We start from the raw sequence: 16,731 nt of genomic DNA, 5'->3' as shown, positions 1-16,731 counted from the left end.
GGCGCGCTACGCGCGGTGTCCTCAAGCGCCGGACGGGCTCTAAAAGCGCTTGAGGACACAGGTCACGTCACATGCCGCCGCGCCTGCAGGGCCAGGCTCAGGGCCAGGGCTGTCTGCGGGTCCTCCAGGTCCGTGCCCAGCAGACGGGCGATGCGGGCCAGGCGGTCGTAGAGGGTCTGGCGGTTGAGGTGGAGTTCGCGGGCGGTTTCCGCCTTGCGGCCCGCGCAGGCGAGATAGGTCTCCAGCGTCGGCAGGAGCGGCGGGCGGGCGGCGCGGTCGTGGGCGAGGAGCGGGCCGATGACCCGCTCGACGAACGCCGACAGATCGCCGTGGGAGCGCAGCCGCCACAGCAGCAGGTCGACGTCCAGCCGCCGCACATCGTGCCAGGGCCGGTCCGGCAGCCCCTGCGCCGCCGTCGCCGCGTCCGCCGCGTGCCGCAGGGCCGCACCCGCCGCCGCCCAGCCGACCGCCGCGCCGACCACCACGACCGGCGGCCGGGAACCCGCCCGTTCCGGCCACGCCCGCTCCACCCCCGCCCGCAGCGCAGCCGCCACCCGCTCGGCGACCGCCGCCCGGTCGGACTCCTCGCGCAGCCCGACCAGCAGCGGCATCCGGCCCTCCGGCAGCCGCACGCCCAGCAGCACCGGCGCGCCCACCGCCGTCAGCTCCTCCCGCACCGCATGGGCCAGCGCCGACCAGCTGTCCGCCGGCGCCGGTCCCGTGTGCCGGTCCTGCGGCCGCAGCACCACCGGCAGCAGCGGCCCCGGGCCCGGCCTGAAGCCCAGCACCCGGGCCTGCGCGGGCGCGTCCGCCGGGTCCAGCCGCTCCTCGGCGAGGTCGGTCAGGAAGTCGCCGCGCCCCCGCGCCGCCAGCTCCTCCTCCTGGCGCTCCTGGAGCAGGACGACCGCCAGCAGCCCCGCCGTGCGGTCCGCGGCGATGCGGTGCACCGGCGCCAGCGGCGCGTTCACCGGCAGGACGGCCAGCCGCGCCCGTACCGCGTCGGGGCCCGGACCGCTGCCCGGGATGTCGGCGACCACGCTGCCCGTGAGGCGCCCGCCCGCGGCGGCTCCGGCCCGCAGCCCCTCCCAGACCTGGAGCGGATCGGCGGCGCCCGGCTGGGGCTCGGGCCCCGTCGCGTACAGCAGCCTGCCGTCCGGCGTCTCCAGGAAGACCGGATTGCCCGCGAAGCCCGCGAACAGCCGGAGGATCTCGGGCACCCCGCCCCCGTCCAGCAGCACCCGCGTGCACTGCCGGTGCACCTCCTCGGCGCGGCGCAGCAGGGCGTAGTGCTCATTGACCAGCTCGGTGTGGATCTCCTCGGTCACCGCCACGAACGGCACCTCCCGGTGCAGCTGGACGAGCGGCAGACCGTAGGAACGGGCCGTGTCCACCACCGCGGCGGGCAGCGTCGCGAAGCGCGCGCCCAGCTCCACCACCAGGGCCGCGATGTCCCGCTCCACCAGTCCGCGGACGAAGGCGCGCTGCTCGGCCGGGCGGGTGCCCACTCCCAGGCCGGTGGTCAGCAGCAGCTCGCCGCCCTTGAGCAGTGCGGCGATGTTCGGCGCCTCCCCGGCGTGCACCCAGCGCACCGGCCGGTCCAGCCGGTCGGCGGCAGCCACGACCTCGGGCAGCCCCCGGCGCAGCGCGGGCAGTTCGAGAGCCCGCGCCACGGTGATCGTCCCTTGCGGGCCTCGCGGTTCCATTCCCCGATCCTCGCAGGGAACGTCCGCGGCCCGGACGGAAGGCGGCCGCGTCACCCCTGGCGGGGCGCCTCGGCCACGGCGGGCCGAAGCGCCGCCGCGACCGTACGCGTCCCGCGGGTCAGCCCCCGAACGCGCTCGACGCCGTCAGCCGCAGCGCAGTGTCGATCAGCGGCACGTGGCTGAACGCCTGCGGGAAGTTGCCCACCTGCCGCTGCAGGCGCGGATCCCATTCCTCCGCCAGCAGCCCCAGGTCGTTGCGGAGCGCCAGCAGCCGCTCGAAGAGCTGCCGGGCCTCGTCCACCCGGCCGATCATGGCGAGGTCGTCCGCGAGCCAGAAGGAGCAGGCCAGGAAGGCCCCTTCGTCACCCTCCAGACCGTCCACGCCCGGGTTCTCACCGGCGGTGGGGTAGCGCAGGACGAAGCCGTCCGGCGTCGACAGCTCGCGCTGGATGGCCTCGATGGTGCCGATGACACGCTTGTCGTCGGGCGGCAGGAAACCCATCTGCGGGATCAGCAGCAGCGAGGCGTCCAGCTCCTTGGAGCCGTACGACTGGGTGAAGGTGTTGCGCTCCTTGTCGTACCCCTTCTCGCAGACGTCCCGGTGGATGTCGTCGCGCAGCTCGCGCCAGCGCTCCAGCGGGCCGTCGACGTCCCCGGACTCCAGGAGCTTGATGGTGCGGTCCACCGCGACCCAGGCCATCACCTTGGAGTGCACGAAGTGGCGGCGGGGGCCGCGCACCTCCCAGATGCCCTCGTCCGGCTCGTTCCAGTGGTCCTCGAGATAGCCGATGAGGCGCAGCTGGAGGAGCGAGGCGTAGTCATTGCGGGCGAGCCCCGTCATGTGCGCGAGGTGCAGCGCCTCGGTGACCTCGCCGTAGACGTCCAGCTGGAGCTGGCCCGCGGCGCCGTTGCCGATCCGGACCGGGCTGGAGTTCTCGTAGCCCGGCAGCCACGGCAGCTCGGCCTCGCCCAGCTCGCGCTCGCCCGCGATGCCGTACATGATCTGGAGGTTCTCCGGGTCGCCGGCGACCGCGCGCAGCAGCCATTCGCGCCAGGCCCGCGCCTCTTCGCGGTAGCCGGTGCGCAGCAGCGAGGAGAGGGTGATCGCGGCGTCCCGCAGCCAGGTGAAGCGGTAGTCCCAGTTCCGGGAGCCGCCGATGTCCTCGGGCAGCGAGGTGGTGGGCGCGGCGACGATGCCGCCCGTGGGGGCGTAGGTGAGCGCCTTGAGGGTGATCAGCGAGCGGACGACGGCGTCCCGGTAGGGGCCGTGGTACGTACAGTGCTCGACCCACTCCCGCCAGAACTCCTCCGTCGCCTCCAGCGACCCCTCGGGGTCGGGCAGCGCCGGGGCCTCGCGGTGCGAGGGCTGCCAGCTGATGGTGAAGGCGACCCGCTCGCCGGGGGAGACGGTGAAGTCGGAATAGGTGGTGAGGTCCTTGCCGAAGGTCTCGGCCGAGGTGTCCAGCCATACCGAGTCGGGGCCCGCGACGGCCACCGTGCGGTCGCCGACCTTGTGGACCCACGGCACGACCCGGCCGTAGGAGAACCGCATCCGCAGCGAGGAGCGCATCGGCACCCGGCCGCTGACGCCTTCCACGATCCGGATCAGCTGGGGCGCGCCGTCACGCGGCGGCATGAAGTCGATCACCCGCACGGTGCCGCGCGGGGTGTCCCATTCGGATTCGAGCACGAGGGAGTCCCCCCGGTACCGGCGCCGGTCCGCGTGCGGTGGTGCCGCCCCCGAGGGGTGTGCGGGCCCGATGCGCCAGAAGCCGTGCTCCTCGGTGCCCAGCAGCCCGGCGAACGTCGCGTGGGAATCAAAGCGGGGGAGGCACAGCCAGTCGGCCGTACCGTCCCGGCAGACAAGGGCGGCGGTCTGCATATCGCCGATGAGTGCGTAATCCTCGATACGCCCGGCCACGTCATCTCCAGTCGAACGGCCACGTGACCCCGAAGGGTCCTCTTGCGGTCAAGCGATCTTTGACGAGCTCTTGTTCCGGGGAGGGGCAGGGATGGTGCCGTGCCGGCCGGCTCGCTGCATGTGTCCGTGCAGGATACGACGCCCAGTTGGTGTGACGCGCGACAGTTGGTGGAGGAAACTGTGCCGAATGGGTGGCCCGGGAGGCCGGACCGGACGGGCCGGCCAAGGTGTCCGGGAGGGGCCGCCGAGAGGGCGGCGAGGTGCCGTGGAAGGGACACGAAGGAGGCACTCCCGGAGCCCGTGAGGGACCGTCGGGGGGCCGCCACGGCGCCGCCGGACGCGCCCGGGCCCGGGCGCTGATACCCTGGTACCCCGTGGACCGGTGGGCGCAAGACCCCCCAACCGCAGCGACGGCACCCCCGAAGAAATCCGGGTGATCGCCGATACGCACCTCACCTCGCGACCACGGGAGCCCCCCTTTGGCCATTGCCGCAAAGCCCACGACGACCAAGCACCTCTTCGTCACCGGGGGTGTCGCTTCCTCGCTCGGCAAGGGGCTGACCGCCTCCAGCCTGGGTGCGCTGCTCAAGGCGCGGGGTCTGCGGGTCACGATGCAGAAGCTCGACCCGTACCTGAACGTCGACCCCGGCACGATGAACCCGTTCCAGCACGGTGAGGTGTTCGTCACCAACGACGGCGCCGAGACCGACCTCGACATCGGCCACTACGAGCGCTTCCTCGACGTCGACCTCGACGGCTCCGCCAACGTCACCACCGGCCAGGTCTACTCCACCGTGATCGCCAAGGAGCGGCGCGGCGAGTACCTGGGCGACACCGTGCAGGTCATCCCGCACATCACCAACGAGATCAAGCACCGCATCCGGCGCATGGCGACCGACGACGTCGACGTCGTGATCACCGAGGTCGGCGGCACCGTCGGCGACATCGAGTCGCTGCCGTTCCTGGAGACCGTCCGCCAGGTCCGCCACGAGGTCGGCCGCGACAACGTCTTCGTCGTGCACATCTCGCTCCTGCCCTACATCGGCCCCTCGGGCGAGCTCAAGACCAAGCCGACCCAGCACTCGGTCGCCGCCCTGCGCAACATCGGCATCCAGCCCGACGCGATCGTGCTGCGCGCCGACCGCGAGGTGCCGACCGCGATCAAGCGCAAGATCTCGCTGATGTGCGACGTCGACGAGGACGCGGTGGTGGCCGCGATCGACGCCCCGTCGATCTACGACATCCCCAAGGTGCTGCACACCGAGGGCCTGGACGCCTACGTCGTGCGCAAGCTCGACCTGCCGTTCCGCGACGTGAACTGGACCCAGTGGGAGGACCTGCTGGACCGCGTCCACAACCCCGACCACGAGGTCACCGTCGCGCTCGTCGGCAAGTACATCGACCTGCCCGACGCCTACCTCTCGGTCACCGAGGCCATCCGCGCCGGCGGCTTCGCCAACCGCGCCAAGGTCAAGGTCAAGTGGGTCGCCTCGGACGACTGCAAGACGCCCGCGGGCGCCAAGAAGCAGCTCGCCGACGTCGACGCGATCTGCATCCCGGGCGGCTTCGGCGACCGCGGTGTGAACGGCAAGGTCGGCGCGATCACCTACGCCCGTGAGAACAAGGTCCCGCTGCTGGGCCTGTGCCTGGGTCTGCAGTGCGTCGTCATCGAGGCCGCGCGCAACCTCGCCGGCATCGAGGGCGCGAACTCCACCGAGTTCGACCCCGCCACCGCCAACCCGGTCATCTCCACCATGGCCGAGCAGATGGACATCGTCGCCGGTGAGGGCGACATGGGCGGCACCATGCGACTCGGCATGTACCCGGCGAAGCTCGCCGAGGGCTCCATCGTCCGTGAGGTCTACGACAACGAGCCCTACATCGAGGAGCGCCACCGTCACCGCTACGAGGTGAACAACTCCTACCGCGCCGAGCTGGAGAAGAAGGCCGGTCTGGTCTTCTCGGGCACCTCCCCGGACAACAAGCTCGTCGAGTACGTCGAGTACCCGCGTGAGACGCACCCCTACCTGGTCGCCACCCAGGCGCACCCGGAGCTGCGCTCCCGCCCGACCCGTCCGCACCCGCTCTTCGCGGGTCTGGTCAAGGCGGCCGTCGCCCGCCGTCAGTCCGCTCAGCAGGGCTGATCGCGGGCCGACCGGCAGTCGGCCTATACGGTTACCGGGGTGAGGGTCTTCCAGGAGACCCCCACCCCGGTTTCTGTTTTTCGGAAGGACGCACATGGGCATCAAGGACAACGCCGAGGAGTGGCGGGTCACCGAGACGAAGACGCCGTTCGTCGGCAACAAGACCAGCGTGGTCACGGACGCGGTGGTGATGCCGGACGGCTCCACCGTCACGCGCGACTACCAGGTGCACCCCGGATCGGTCGCCGTCCTCGCCCTCGACGACGAGGACCAGGTGCTGGTCCTCAAGCAGTACCGCCACCCGGTGCGCCAGCGGCTGTGGGAGATCCCGGCCGGTCTGCTCGACATCCCCGGCGAGAACCCGCTGCGCGCGGCCCAGCGCGAGCTGTACGAGGAGGCGCACGTCAAGGCGGAGGACTGGCGGGTCCTCACCGACGTCTACACCACGCCGGGCGGCTGCGACGAGGCCGTACGGGTCTTCCTGGCCCGCGATCTGTCCGATGTGGAGGGCGAGCGGTTCGAGGTCTCCGAGGAGGAGGCCGACATGGAGCTGGCGCGGGTCCCGCTGGACGAGCTGGTGCGCGGCGTCCTCGCGGGTGACCTGCACAACAACTGCCTGGTCGTGGGTGTCCTCTCGCTCGTCGCGGCGCGGGCCGCGGACGCCCTCGACGACCTCCGCCCGGCACAGGCGCCCTGGCCTGCCCGGCCGTTCGAGGTGTGAGAAGACCCGCCGCGCAGCGGGGGTCACAGGCGCGACCCGTCGGACTATCGGGCCAACCGAATAGGTGATCTTCGGTGAGGCGGATCAGGCTTCCCCCGAGGTGTGGTGGGCGGTGAACTAGGCTCGACGCGTTCCCGCCGCGGCCGCGACGGGCTCGTGCGTGCAGGTGGACGGGAGTGGGCCCCGTGGCGGAGCAGGCGGTGGAGACCGGAGGACTGGCGGCGGCTCCGCCCGAGCGGCGGCTGTCCGCCATGGGTACCGGGGTGAGGGCCCGTCAGGGCGGCGCCCCGGCGGGCCGGTTCGTCGGCCGGGGCCGTGAGCTCAAGGCGCTGCGCGCCGACATCGTCCGCGCGGGGCTCGACACGCTCTCCGGCCGCAAGACCCCGCGCAGCCGGGTGCTGCTCATCGCCGGACGGCCCGGCTCCGGACGCACGGCGCTGGCCGAGGAGCTGGTGAGACGGCTGGCCGGGGAGTACCCGGACGGGGTGGTGCGCGCCCGCCTCACGGGGGTCGACGGGGAGCCCGTCCCCACCGAGCGGACCGCCCGCGCCCTGCTCACCGCGCTCGGCGCGCCGGTACCGGCCGGGGCCGGGGAGGACGAGCTGACCGAGGCACTGCGCGGCGCGCTCGACGGCCGCCGGGTGGTGCTGCTCTACGACGACGCGGCGGGCGCCGAGCAGGTGGACCCGCTGCTGCCGGACGAATCGGCGTGCCTGGTCGTCGCCGTCTCCCGGGGCCCGCTGACGGGCGTCCCCGATGTGCGGCCCTGCACCCTCGGCGGGCTCGACGTGGCCGCCGCCGTCGATCTTCTGGAGGGGTACGCGGGCCCCACCCGGATCACCTGCGACCCGGTGGCCGCCGCCTGCGTCGTGGAGGAGTGCGGCGGTCAGCCCGCGGCGCTGGTCCTCGTCGGCGGCTGGCTCGCGGCCCGGCCCAAGATGTCGGTCGTCGACGTGGCCAAGCGGCTGCGGGAGCTGGCGCCCGCCGAGGGCCATGAAGGGGTCGGCGGCCGTCCCCTGGGGCGGGCCTTCCGGCTCGCCTACGAATCGCTGCCGCAAACCCCCGCCCGGCTCCTGCGGCTGCTCGCCCTGGCCCCCGCCGGGCTCGTCGACGCCCACACCACCTCCGCCCTGGCGGGCTGTTCGCTCTCCGCCGCCCAGGCCGCGCTGGAGGAATTCACCGCCCAGGGCTTCCTGCGCGCCGAACCCGCCGAGGTGCCGGCCGGGGCCGGCACCCGGTCCTGCGAGCCCCCGGCACCGCAGTACCGGGTGCCCGGCTGCCTCGCGCCCATGCTGCGTGCCGCGCTGTACGAGCGGGAGCGGCCCGCCGAGGTGGAGTTGGCGCGGGCGCGGATGCTGGAGCGGACCGTACGCCAGCTGCACTCCTGCCGGGCCATCACCGAAACGGGGGACCTCGCCACCCGGAAGAGGATCGCCGAACTGCCGCGCCCGCTGCGCTTTCCCACCCGTGAGGCCGCCGAGGAGTGGCTGCTGGCACGGCTGCCGTCGCTGCTGGCCGCGGCCCGGCTGGCGGTCGAGGACGGCCGGCTCGACACGCTCGCCCGGCGGCTGGTCTCCGCGCTGACCCGGGCGCTGACGGCCCATCTGGGGGCGGAGCGGGCGGCGCCGGAGCTGTACGGACTGCACCAACTGGTCCTCGACGTCGCGCAGCGCTGCGAGATGCCCCTGGAGAAGGGCGCGGCACTGCTGAACCTCGGTGACCTCGACGCCCGGGCGGGCCGTACGACGGAGGCGCTGGACCGCTACCGGGAGGCGCTGCGGGCGGCGCGCGAGTCGGGTGACCCGTACGCCACCAGCCGGTCGCTGGAGTCCATCGCCGCCGCGCACCAGGAGCTCGGCGACTGGCAGCGCGCCGCCGACTGGTACCGGCGGGGGCTGGAGCTGCGGCTGACGCGGGGTGAACTCGCCGACGAGGCACGGCTCTACGGGCGGCTCGGCGCGGTGTACACCTACGCGGGCGAGTGGGGCGACGCGCTGCGCAGCTGGCGCGCGGCGGCTGCGGCGTGCCGCAGGCTGCGGGACCAGCCCGGCCACGCGCGGGCGCTGAGCGAGGCCGCCCGGGTGCAGGAGTACGCGGGCCGGCCCCAGGAGGCGTTGCGCACCTGCCTGGAGGCGGTGGAGTGCGCACGGCAGGCGGGTGACATACGGCTGCAGGCAGCGGTCCGGCTGCGGCTGGCGGACACCCTGGAGCGCCTCGGCGACCGTCCGGCCGCCGATCTGCACCGTGCCGAGGCCGAGCGACTGCTGGAGGCGGCTCCCGCCGTCTCCGGCGCCGCCGGGCCGGAAGCGGCCGGTGACCCGCTGCCCGGCGCGGCCGGGGCCCCGATAGCCGGGGGCGGTGGGATCGCCGGCCTCGCCGGGACCACGGATTCGAAGGCGGCCCGGAAGCGGAGCCGGAACCGGAGCCAGGACGGGGCCCAGGATCGGGCCCAGGACCGGCCCGAGGACCGGCAGGGCCAGCAGGCCCCGAAGGGTGGCCTACGAAATCAGTAGTGGTTCGCGAAAAGATTGACCCTTTACAAGGCTAGACAGCGCGAGATCCTTCATTAGACTGGTCGGGCCGCGATCGACGCGGTCTGCTCTGGTATGCCCCGGCGTATCCGGATTAGCCTGTCATTATCTGATTCAAGGACCGTGATCGACGTGAAGGTCGGCATCCCCCGCGAGGTCAAGAACAACGAGTTCCGCGTGGCCATCACGCCCGCCGGCGTGCATGAGCTGGTGCGTAACGGCCACCAGGTCTACGTGGAGAAGAACGCCGGTGTCGGCTCCTCCATCACCGACGCCGAGTACGTCGCCGCCGGGGCGAACATCCTGGAGACGGCCGACGAGGTCTGGGAGACCGCCGACCTGCTGCTGAAGGTCAAGGAGCCCATCGCCGAGGAGTACCACCGCCTCCGCAAGGAGCAGACGCTCTTCACCTACCTGCACCTCGCCGCCTCCCGCGAGTGCACGGACGCGCTGCTGGAGTCCGGCACCACCGCCATCGCGTACGAGACCGTGGAGACCGCGACCCGCGCGCTGCCGCTGCTCGCCCCCATGTCCGAGGTCGCGGGCCGGCTGGCCCCGCAGGTCGGCGCCTACCACCTGATGCGCTCGGCCGGCGGCCGCGGCGTGCTGCCGGGCGGCGTCCCGGGCACCTCGGCGGGCAAGGCCGTCGTCATCGGCGGTGGCGTCTCCGGCTGGAACGCCGCTCAGATCGCCATCGGCATGGGCTTCCACGTCACGCTGCTCGACCGTGACATCAACAAGCTCCGCGAGGCCGACAAGATCTTCGGCACGAAGATCCAGACGATCGTCTCCAACGCCTTCGAGCTGGAGAAGGCCGTCGTCGAGGCCGACCTCGTCATCGGCGCCGTCCTCATCCCGGGCGCCAAGGCCCCGAAGCTGGTCACCAACGAGCTCGTCGCCAAGATGAAGCCCGGAAGTGTCCTTGTCGACATTGCGATCGACCAGGGCGGTTGCTTCGAGGACTCCCGTCCCACCACCCACGCGGAGCCGACCTTCGAGGTCCACAACTCCGTCTTCTACTGCGTCGCCAACATGCCGGGCGCAGTGCCGCACACCTCCACCTACGCGCTGACCAACGCCACGCTGCCCTACATCGTGGAGCTGGCGAACCGCGGCTGGCAGGAGGCGCTGCGCCGGGACGCCGCTCTCGCCAAGGGTCTCAACACCCACGAGGGACAGGTCGTTTACGGCCCCGTCGCCGAGGCGCACGGTCTGCCGCAGGTCGAACTGAGCACGCTTCTCGGCTGACTTCTCCGCTGAATCCCGGTGCGTCGTCAACGCGACACACCAAGAGCGCGCACCCGGCCGGGCCTTGCTGAGCAAGGCCCGGCCGGGCTGTTTTCGCATCGGCGCGCCCGCCCGTGAAAGTTCCGGGTTATAGGCCGTACACCCTTGACAGAAGGCTGTTCGATCGCCGACACATCGCGCTGTCTCCGGCGGATTGTGTTGCTGCGAACCGCCGACACGCCATAGAGTCGCAGACCGTCGGCATGGTGCCACGCTGACCTATCTAGATGTTTCCTGGTCACCAAGGAGGTAGGACGACTTGTGAATGAGTCGACATTTGCTCCCGGGGGTGGTCACCCAGGAATGTCTGCGCAGGGCCAGAGTCCCGTGGGGCTCGAAGCTGTCGGCTCCGTCGCTGTCCACACCTTCGCAGCCCGCCACCACACCCAGAGCACGACGACGACAGCCCACCAGAGCATGGACGGCCATCACGTGAACGCCATGGCCGGCGACCGCGGCGGCAGAGACTCCGCCCCTCTCGCCGACTACGAGGACGTGCCCGAGGGGCACTTTTACGACCCCGACGCGGAGTACGAGCCCGATCCCGAATACGCGGCCACGCTCGCGCCCGACGCCGCCCGTCAACGTCGCGAGCGCATCGGTCCCACCGGGCGGCCGTTGCCCTACTTCCCGATCCCGGGGCCGCTGACCGACCACGGCCCCGCGAAGATCATCGCGATGTGCAACCAGAAGGGCGGGGTCGGCAAGACCACCTCGACCATCAACCTGGGCGCCGCGCTCGCGGAGTACGGACGCCGGGTGCTGCTCGTCGACTTCGACCCGCAGGGCGCCCTCTCCGTCGGCCTCGGCGTCAATCCGATGGAGCTGGACCTGACGGTCTACAACCTGCTCATGGAGCGGGGCATGCAGGCCGACGAGGTGCTGCTGAAGACGGCCGTGCCCAACATGGACCTGCTGCCCAGCAACATCGACCTGTCCGCGGCCGAGGTCCAGCTCGTCAGCGAGGTGGCCCGCGAGTCCACCCTGCAGCGGGCCCTCAAGCCGCTGATGGCCGACTACGACTACATCGTCATCGACTGCCAGCCCTCGCTCGGTCTGCTCACCGTCAACGCCCTGACGGCCGCTCACAAGGTGATCGTGCCCCTGGAGTGCGAATTCTTCGCGCTGCGCGGTGTGGCGCTGCTCACCGAGACGATCGAGAAGGTCCAGGAGCGGCTCAATCCCGAGCTGGAGCTGGACGGCATCCTCGCCACGATGTACGACTCGCGGACCGTGCACAGCCGCGAGGTCCTCGCGCGCGTCGTCGAGGCGTTCGACGATCACGTCTACCACACCGTCATCGGCCGTACGGTGCGCTTCCCCGAGACCACGGTCGCGGGCGAGCCCATCACCACGTACGCGTCGAACTCCGTCGGTGCCGCCGCCTACCGTCAGCTCGCCAGGGAGGTGCTCGCCCGGTGTCACGCCGAGTGAGTCTGCCCGGCGCCGACGAACTGTTCCGCACCACCGGAGGGATGGGACTCCAGTCCTCCTCCCCCCGTCGGAAGGAGAGCGGCGAGGCGCCCCCGCGGGTCCCCGGCCAGGCCGCCGAATCCGACTCCGCGCCCGAGCAGGGCTCCGGGCCCCAGGGGGACGGACACGAGCGCGGCGGTCGCGGCGGAGCCGGTACGGACCGGGAGCAGCCCGACGGGCGGCGCTCCGCCGCCGCGGACCGGGACCGCCCTGCGGGCGCCCGGCCGGCGGCCGCGCAGAGCGAGCCCGCCGCCTCCGCCCAGGGCCGCCGCCGGGGCCGGGGAGCGGGCCGTCGGCCCAGCGGCCGCGAGCGGCACGACGAGAAGATCACGGTCTATGTCTCCGCCGAGGAGCTGATGGACCTCGAACACGCGCGGCTGGTGCTGCGTGGCGAGCACGGACTCGCCGTCGACCGCGGCCGGATCGTGCGGGAGGCCGTCGCGGTCGTCCTCGCCGATCTGGAGTCGCGCGGCGACGCGAGCATTCTCGTACGGCGGCTGCGCGGGCGCTGAGCGGGTGTGCCCCGATAGCCTGGCCTGCCCGTACGGGACGGCCCGTACCGGCTCCGGGGGTTCTCCCGTACCCACGCGTCGTGCCGGGCTCCCGTGCCCGGTCCGTCAGGGCCGCCCCTCCCCAGCACCATGGACCCCGATCGATGCCGACACACCCGCCCGCCCGCCGAGCCCTCGGCCACGGCGCGGCCCGGCCGCCGCAGGAACCACGCCAGGCACCACCACCGGCCGACGCCGCCGGGGAGGACGGCACAGCGCCCGCCGACGCCCGGTTCACCGTCCGGCTCGACAACTTCGAGGGCCCGTTCGACCTGCTGCTCCAGCTGATCGCCAAGCACAAGCTGGACGTCACCGAGGTCGCCCTGTCGAAGGTCACCGACGAGTTCATGGCACACCTGCGGGCCATGGGCCCGGACTGGGACCTGGACCAGACCACCGAGTTCCTCGTCGTCGCGGCGACGCTCCTGGACCTCAAGGCCGCGCGGCTGCTGCCCGTCGCCCAGGTCGAGGACGAGGCGGACCTCGCGCTGCTGGAGGCCCGTGACCTGCTGTTCGCCCGGCTGCTGCAGTACCGGGCGTACAAGCGCATCGCGGAGATCTTCAGCGGCCGGCTGGCGGCGGAGGCCCGCAGCCACCCCCGCACCGTCGGCCTCGAACCGCACCACGCCGAGCTGCTCCCCGAGGTCGTCCTCGGCATCGGCGCGCAGGGCCTCGCCGAGCTCGCCGCGAAGGCGATGCGGCCCAGACCGCGGCCCGAGGTGTACGTCGACCACATCCACGCGCCGCTGGTCAGCGTCCGCGAGCAGGCGGAGGTCGTCGTGGCCCGGCTGCGGGACGCGGGCGAGGCGAGCTTCGGACAGCTCACCGCGGACGCCCCGGACACCCTGACGGTCGTGGCGCGCTTCCTGGCGCTGCTGGAGCTCTACCGCGAGCGGGTGGTCGTCCTGGACCAGGAGCAGGCGCTGGGCGCGCTGACGGTCCGCTGGACGGGTGCGGCGGACGCGCGGCCGGTGGTGACGGACGAGTTCGACCGCGAGCCGGGCGAGGACCCCGAACAAGGCCCGCGAAAGGAGACGGCATGAGCGACGAGGCACCCGGACACGAGGACGCGCCCGCGGGCGAGCGGACGGTCGCGGACCTGCCCCTGGGCCCCGCCCTGGAGGCGGTCCTCATGGTCGTCGACGAGCCGGCCACCGAGGAGCACCTCGCCAGGGTCCTGGAGCGGCCCCGCCGTGAGGTCGCGCAGGCGCTGCGCGAGCTGTCCGAGGAGTACACCGCGCAGGGGCGCGGCTTCGACCTGCGGATGGTGGCCGGCGGCTGGCGCTTCTTCACCCGCCCCGCGTACGCCGACGCCGTCGAGTGCTTCGTCCTCGACGGCCAGCAGGCCCGGCTGACCCAGGCCGCGCTGGAGACCCTGGCCGTGGTCGCGTACCGTCAACCGGTCAGCCGATCGAGGGTCTCCGCCGTACGGGGAGTGAACTGCGACGGCGTGATGCGCACCCTCCTCCAGCGGGGTCTGGTGGAGGAGACGGGGACGGAACCCGAAACAGGTGCGATCCTGTACAGGACGACGAATTACTTTCTGGAGCGAATGGGCCTGCGTGGCCTGGACGAGCTCCCGGAGCTAGCGCCCTTCCTCCCCGAGGCGGAAGCGATCGAGGGCGACACTCAGGAAGGTGTGCCGTCGTTCGATCCGGACGCACCGGACACCGACGCAGACGACAAGACGGAACTTTGATGCGAAGCAGCGGCAGGAACAGCGGAAGCGGCAACCGGGACGACCGGGGCGCACGAGGCGGGTCCCCCCGGCCGGCGTCCGGGGGCGGACGCTCCGGTGGCGGGCGCCCCGAGGGCGGTCGCTCCGGCGGCGGTCGCCCTGAGGGCGGTCGCTCCGGCGGCTACGGCGGTGGCGGTCGTTCCGGCGGCGGTCGCCCCGAGGGTGGCCGCTCCGGCGGCGGCTACGGCGGCGGTCGCCCCGACGGCGGACGTTCCGAGGGTGGCCGCTCCGAAGGCGGTCGTTACGACGGCGGCCGCTCCGGGGGCCAGCGCGACGACAGGCCGCAGGAGCGTCCGCGCCGTCCCCGCCCGGAGGAGCGCCGCTACGACGTGGGCCCCGACGCCGAGCGCACCCGCGGCGGCGCCACCAGCGGCCGCACCAGCGGTCCCACCAGCAGCGGCCGGGGCGCGGCGGCCCGCGGTGGCGCCAAGGGCGGCCCCCGCCGGAGCTCCACCGCCGGTGCCGGCGGCCGGACCAGCGGGCCCGCCCGCGGTCACTCCGTCCCGGCCCGTCCGCGTGAGCTCGACGCCAAGATCGAGGAGCGCAACCGGGAGCGGCACAACAAGCCGCAGGTCAAGACCCCCAAGACGTTCCCCGGTGCCGAGCAGGAGGGGGAGCGTCTGCAGAAGGTGCTCGCCCGTGCCGGCATGGGCTCGCGGCGCGCCTGTGAGGAGCTCATCGAGCAGTCCCGGGTCGAGGTCAACGGCGAGATCGTGATCGAGCAGGGCCTGCGCGTGGACCCGGAGAAGGACGAGATCAAGGTCGACGGCCTGACGGTCGCCACCCAGTCCTACCTCTTCTTCGCGCTCAACAAGCCGGCCGGTGTCGTCTCCACCATGGAGGACCCCGACGGCCGCCAGTGCCTCGGCGACTACGTCACCAACCGCGAGACCCGGCTCTTCCACGTCGGCCGTCTCGACACGGAGACCGAGGGCATCATCCTGCTCACCAACCACGGTGAGCTGGCCCACCGCCTCACCCACCCGAAGTACGGCGTCCAGAAGACCTACCTCGCCGCCATCACCGGCCCGCTGCCGCGTGACATCGGCAAGCAGCTCAAGAGCGGCATCCAGCTGGAGGACGGCTGGGCCCGCGCGGACAACTTCCGGGTGATCCAGCAGACCGGCAAGAACTACCTGGTCGAGGTCACCCTCCACGAGGGCCGCAAGCACATCGTGCGCCGCATGCTCGCCGAGGCGGGCTTCCCGGTCGAGAAGCTGGTCCGCACCAGCTTCGGCCCGATCCCCCTGGGCGACCAGAAGTCGGGCTGGCTGCGCCGTCTGACCAACACCGAGGTCGGCATGCTCATGCGCGAGGTCGACCTCTAGGCCAGCCCCTGTGCGGTGTCCTCGATCGCCGGACGGGCTGCACATGCAGCCCGTCCGGCGATCGAGGACGAAACGGCGGGTCGGCCGATCAGTCGGCCGGACCACTGGCCCCCGCCGAAGCGCGGCGCACGCGGACGAGGAAGCCCTCGACGCGGGCGCGGTCCGGCTCGGGCGGCAGCGGGGTCCGCTGCAGCGCCGCGTCGGTCTCGGCGCGCAGCCGGTCCATCCACGCGGCGACCTCGGGCCACCCCACTTCCCCGCGCTTGACGGCCAGCAGTCGCTCGCGCTCCTCGCCCACGTCGAGGGTCAGCACGCCCGTACGCAGCACATCGCGTCCGCTCCTCAAGAGCCTGAGCAGGTGCATGGCGTGCTTCCAGCGGGGTGTGCCGTGGGTGCGCAGATCGGCCTCGATCCTGCGGCGCTGGGCGGTGGCGTAGCCGGTGAAGGACTGGTGGGCCCGGCGGGAGAGGAACGCCTCCCGCAGCGACAGCAGCTCGCGGCCGGTGTCGTCGATGTGCTCGACGAGCGGCGAGTGCAGGCACTCCAGGACGTTGGGATTGGCACGCAGCGCCAGCTCGCAGAACCGCTCCAGCTCCCAGGAGAACTGCTCCTCGGCCGGCCCGTCGACGTGCGTCGGCGGCTTGTCGAAGCGCCAGAAGAGCGGTGCCGGCGCGGCGTACACCCCACGCCGGTCGGTGTCACTGGCCGCCGTCGCCAGCCCGAAGGCGCGCGAACCCATCACACAGGCGTAGATCGTGTGCCGGGCGACGAGCCCGTGCCCTTCCGCGACGGAGGGGCCGACGGTGGCCGTGGCTTCGGGGGAGTGGCGCATGGCCGCGATTGTTCCCCGGCCCCGCCCGGCCTGTCACCGTGATTTCGCCGCTCTACGACCACACCTCGAGGCCCAGTGCCCGGCCCTCCTCGTCGCGCCGGACCTCCATCATCCCCTCGACCGCGTCACGGCTGATCCGGCCGTAGACGTGCGGGAAGAGCGTCTGTGCCGGCACCCCGGGCGGCGGCGCCGGGTCCGCCGCCTCCCAGCGGACCATGACATCCAGCTTGTGCTCGTCGATCAGCAGCACCATCAGCGGACCGGTGGTCTCACGGTAGAAGGCGGACGCCACGGCGAGCGTGGTCTCCTCGTCCGGGGAACAGTGCACAAAACCGTCGGACGCCAGTGACGCGGGGGAGTACGGGCGGTCGGGCACGGCCAGCCAGTCGTCCAGGGGAACCAAGTGGAAGATCATGGACACGTTCTACCCGACGCGGGCGCGCCCGTCCCGGAGGGCGGTCGCCGGGAACGGGCCGCCGAACGGCTGGCTAGGGTGGACGGA

13 protein-coding genes are annotated in these 16,731 nt (G+C 72.6%); 9 read left to right on the top strand and 4 right to left on the bottom strand.

Features of this window, described 5'->3' with window-relative positions; all coding sequences use genetic code 11:
- Nucleotides 1-62: 62 nt before the first annotated feature.
- Together AB8O64_RS08420 and AB8O64_RS08415 are read right to left on the bottom strand one after the other, a co-directional pair.
- Entirely contained in the window at nucleotides 63-1,703 is a 1,641-nt protein-coding gene (locus tag AB8O64_RS08420) for a PucR family transcriptional regulator (RefSeq protein WP_370418601.1), read from the bottom strand.
- 118 nt (nucleotides 1,704-1,821) lie between these two features.
- Nucleotides 1,822-3,624: a glycoside hydrolase family 15 protein gene (locus tag AB8O64_RS08415; protein WP_370418600.1), complete on the bottom strand. Its 1,803-nt coding sequence runs from the start codon at nucleotides 3,622-3,624 to the stop codon at nucleotides 1,822-1,824.
- A gap of 479 nt (nucleotides 3,625-4,103) precedes the next feature.
- On the opposite strand from AB8O64_RS08415, the gene AB8O64_RS08410 reads away from it, so the two are divergent.
- The 9 genes from AB8O64_RS08410 to AB8O64_RS08370 all read left to right on the top strand — a co-directional run bounded on the left by AB8O64_RS08410 (nucleotide 4,104) and on the right by AB8O64_RS08370 (nucleotide 15,397).
- Nucleotides 4,104-5,768 (top strand): CTP synthase, encoded by a 1,665-nt coding sequence (locus tag AB8O64_RS08410; RefSeq protein ID WP_245381410.1) that lies wholly within the window; start codon nucleotides 4,104-4,106, stop codon nucleotides 5,766-5,768.
- A 94-nt stretch (nucleotides 5,769-5,862) separates the two neighbouring features.
- A complete protein-coding gene (locus AB8O64_RS08405; protein WP_370418599.1) occupies nucleotides 5,863-6,489 on the top strand; it encodes an NUDIX domain-containing protein in 627 nt (208 codons plus the stop codon).
- A 185-nt stretch (nucleotides 6,490-6,674) separates the two neighbouring features.
- Nucleotides 6,675-9,002: a tetratricopeptide repeat protein gene (locus AB8O64_RS08400; protein ID WP_370418598.1), complete on the top strand. Its 2,328-nt coding sequence runs from the start codon at nucleotides 6,675-6,677 to the stop codon at nucleotides 9,000-9,002.
- A 150-nt stretch (nucleotides 9,003-9,152) separates the two neighbouring features.
- Nucleotides 9,153-10,268, top strand: coding sequence for an alanine dehydrogenase (gene ald, locus AB8O64_RS08395; RefSeq protein ID WP_356458895.1), 1,116 nt, complete (start codon nucleotides 9,153-9,155; stop codon nucleotides 10,266-10,268).
- Nucleotides 10,269-10,610: 342 nt separating this feature from the next.
- Complete coding sequence (locus tag AB8O64_RS08390; protein WP_356458885.1) at nucleotides 10,611-11,741, top strand: ParA family protein; 1,131 nt, start codon at nucleotides 10,611-10,613, stop codon at nucleotides 11,739-11,741.
- The gene (locus tag AB8O64_RS08385) at nucleotides 11,726-12,292 is read left to right on the top strand and encodes a hypothetical protein (RefSeq protein WP_370418597.1); all 567 of its coding nucleotides are present in this window, start codon (nucleotides 11,726-11,728) and stop codon (nucleotides 12,290-12,292) included. The genes AB8O64_RS08390 and AB8O64_RS08385 overlap by 16 nt, the downstream gene beginning before the upstream one ends.
- 143 nt (nucleotides 12,293-12,435) lie before the next feature.
- Nucleotides 12,436-13,374, top strand: coding sequence for a ScpA family protein (locus AB8O64_RS08380; protein WP_370418596.1), 939 nt, complete (start codon nucleotides 12,436-12,438; stop codon nucleotides 13,372-13,374).
- Nucleotides 13,371-14,030: an SMC-Scp complex subunit ScpB gene (scpB, locus tag AB8O64_RS08375; protein ID WP_356458891.1), complete on the top strand. Its 660-nt coding sequence runs from the start codon at nucleotides 13,371-13,373 to the stop codon at nucleotides 14,028-14,030. Before AB8O64_RS08380 ends, scpB begins: the two co-directional genes overlap by 4 nt.
- The gene (locus AB8O64_RS08370; RefSeq protein ID WP_370418595.1) at nucleotides 14,030-15,397 is read left to right on the top strand and encodes a pseudouridine synthase; all 1,368 of its coding nucleotides are present in this window, start codon (nucleotides 14,030-14,032) and stop codon (nucleotides 15,395-15,397) included. Before scpB ends, AB8O64_RS08370 begins: the two co-directional genes overlap by 1 nt.
- A gap of 88 nt (nucleotides 15,398-15,485) precedes the next feature.
- On the opposite strand, the gene AB8O64_RS08365 is transcribed toward AB8O64_RS08370, so the two are convergent.
- Complete coding sequence (locus tag AB8O64_RS08365) at nucleotides 15,486-16,229, bottom strand: DNA polymerase beta superfamily protein (RefSeq protein WP_370418594.1); 744 nt, start codon at nucleotides 16,227-16,229, stop codon at nucleotides 15,486-15,488.
- A 52-nt stretch (nucleotides 16,230-16,281) separates the two neighbouring features.
- On the bottom strand, nucleotides 16,282-16,644 hold the full coding sequence (locus AB8O64_RS08360; protein ID WP_370418593.1) for a DUF952 domain-containing protein: 363 nt from the start codon (nucleotides 16,642-16,644) through the stop codon (nucleotides 16,282-16,284).
- Between the last annotated feature and the right edge of the window lie 87 nt (nucleotides 16,645-16,731).

This window comes from Streptomyces sp. QH1-20 (assembly GCF_041283565.1).
Lineage (GTDB): Bacteria > Actinomycetota > Actinomycetes > Streptomycetales > Streptomycetaceae > Streptomyces > Streptomyces syringius.
The sequence above is the reverse complement of the archived record's forward strand: the minus strand, read 5'-3'. Positions and strand labels throughout refer to the sequence as shown.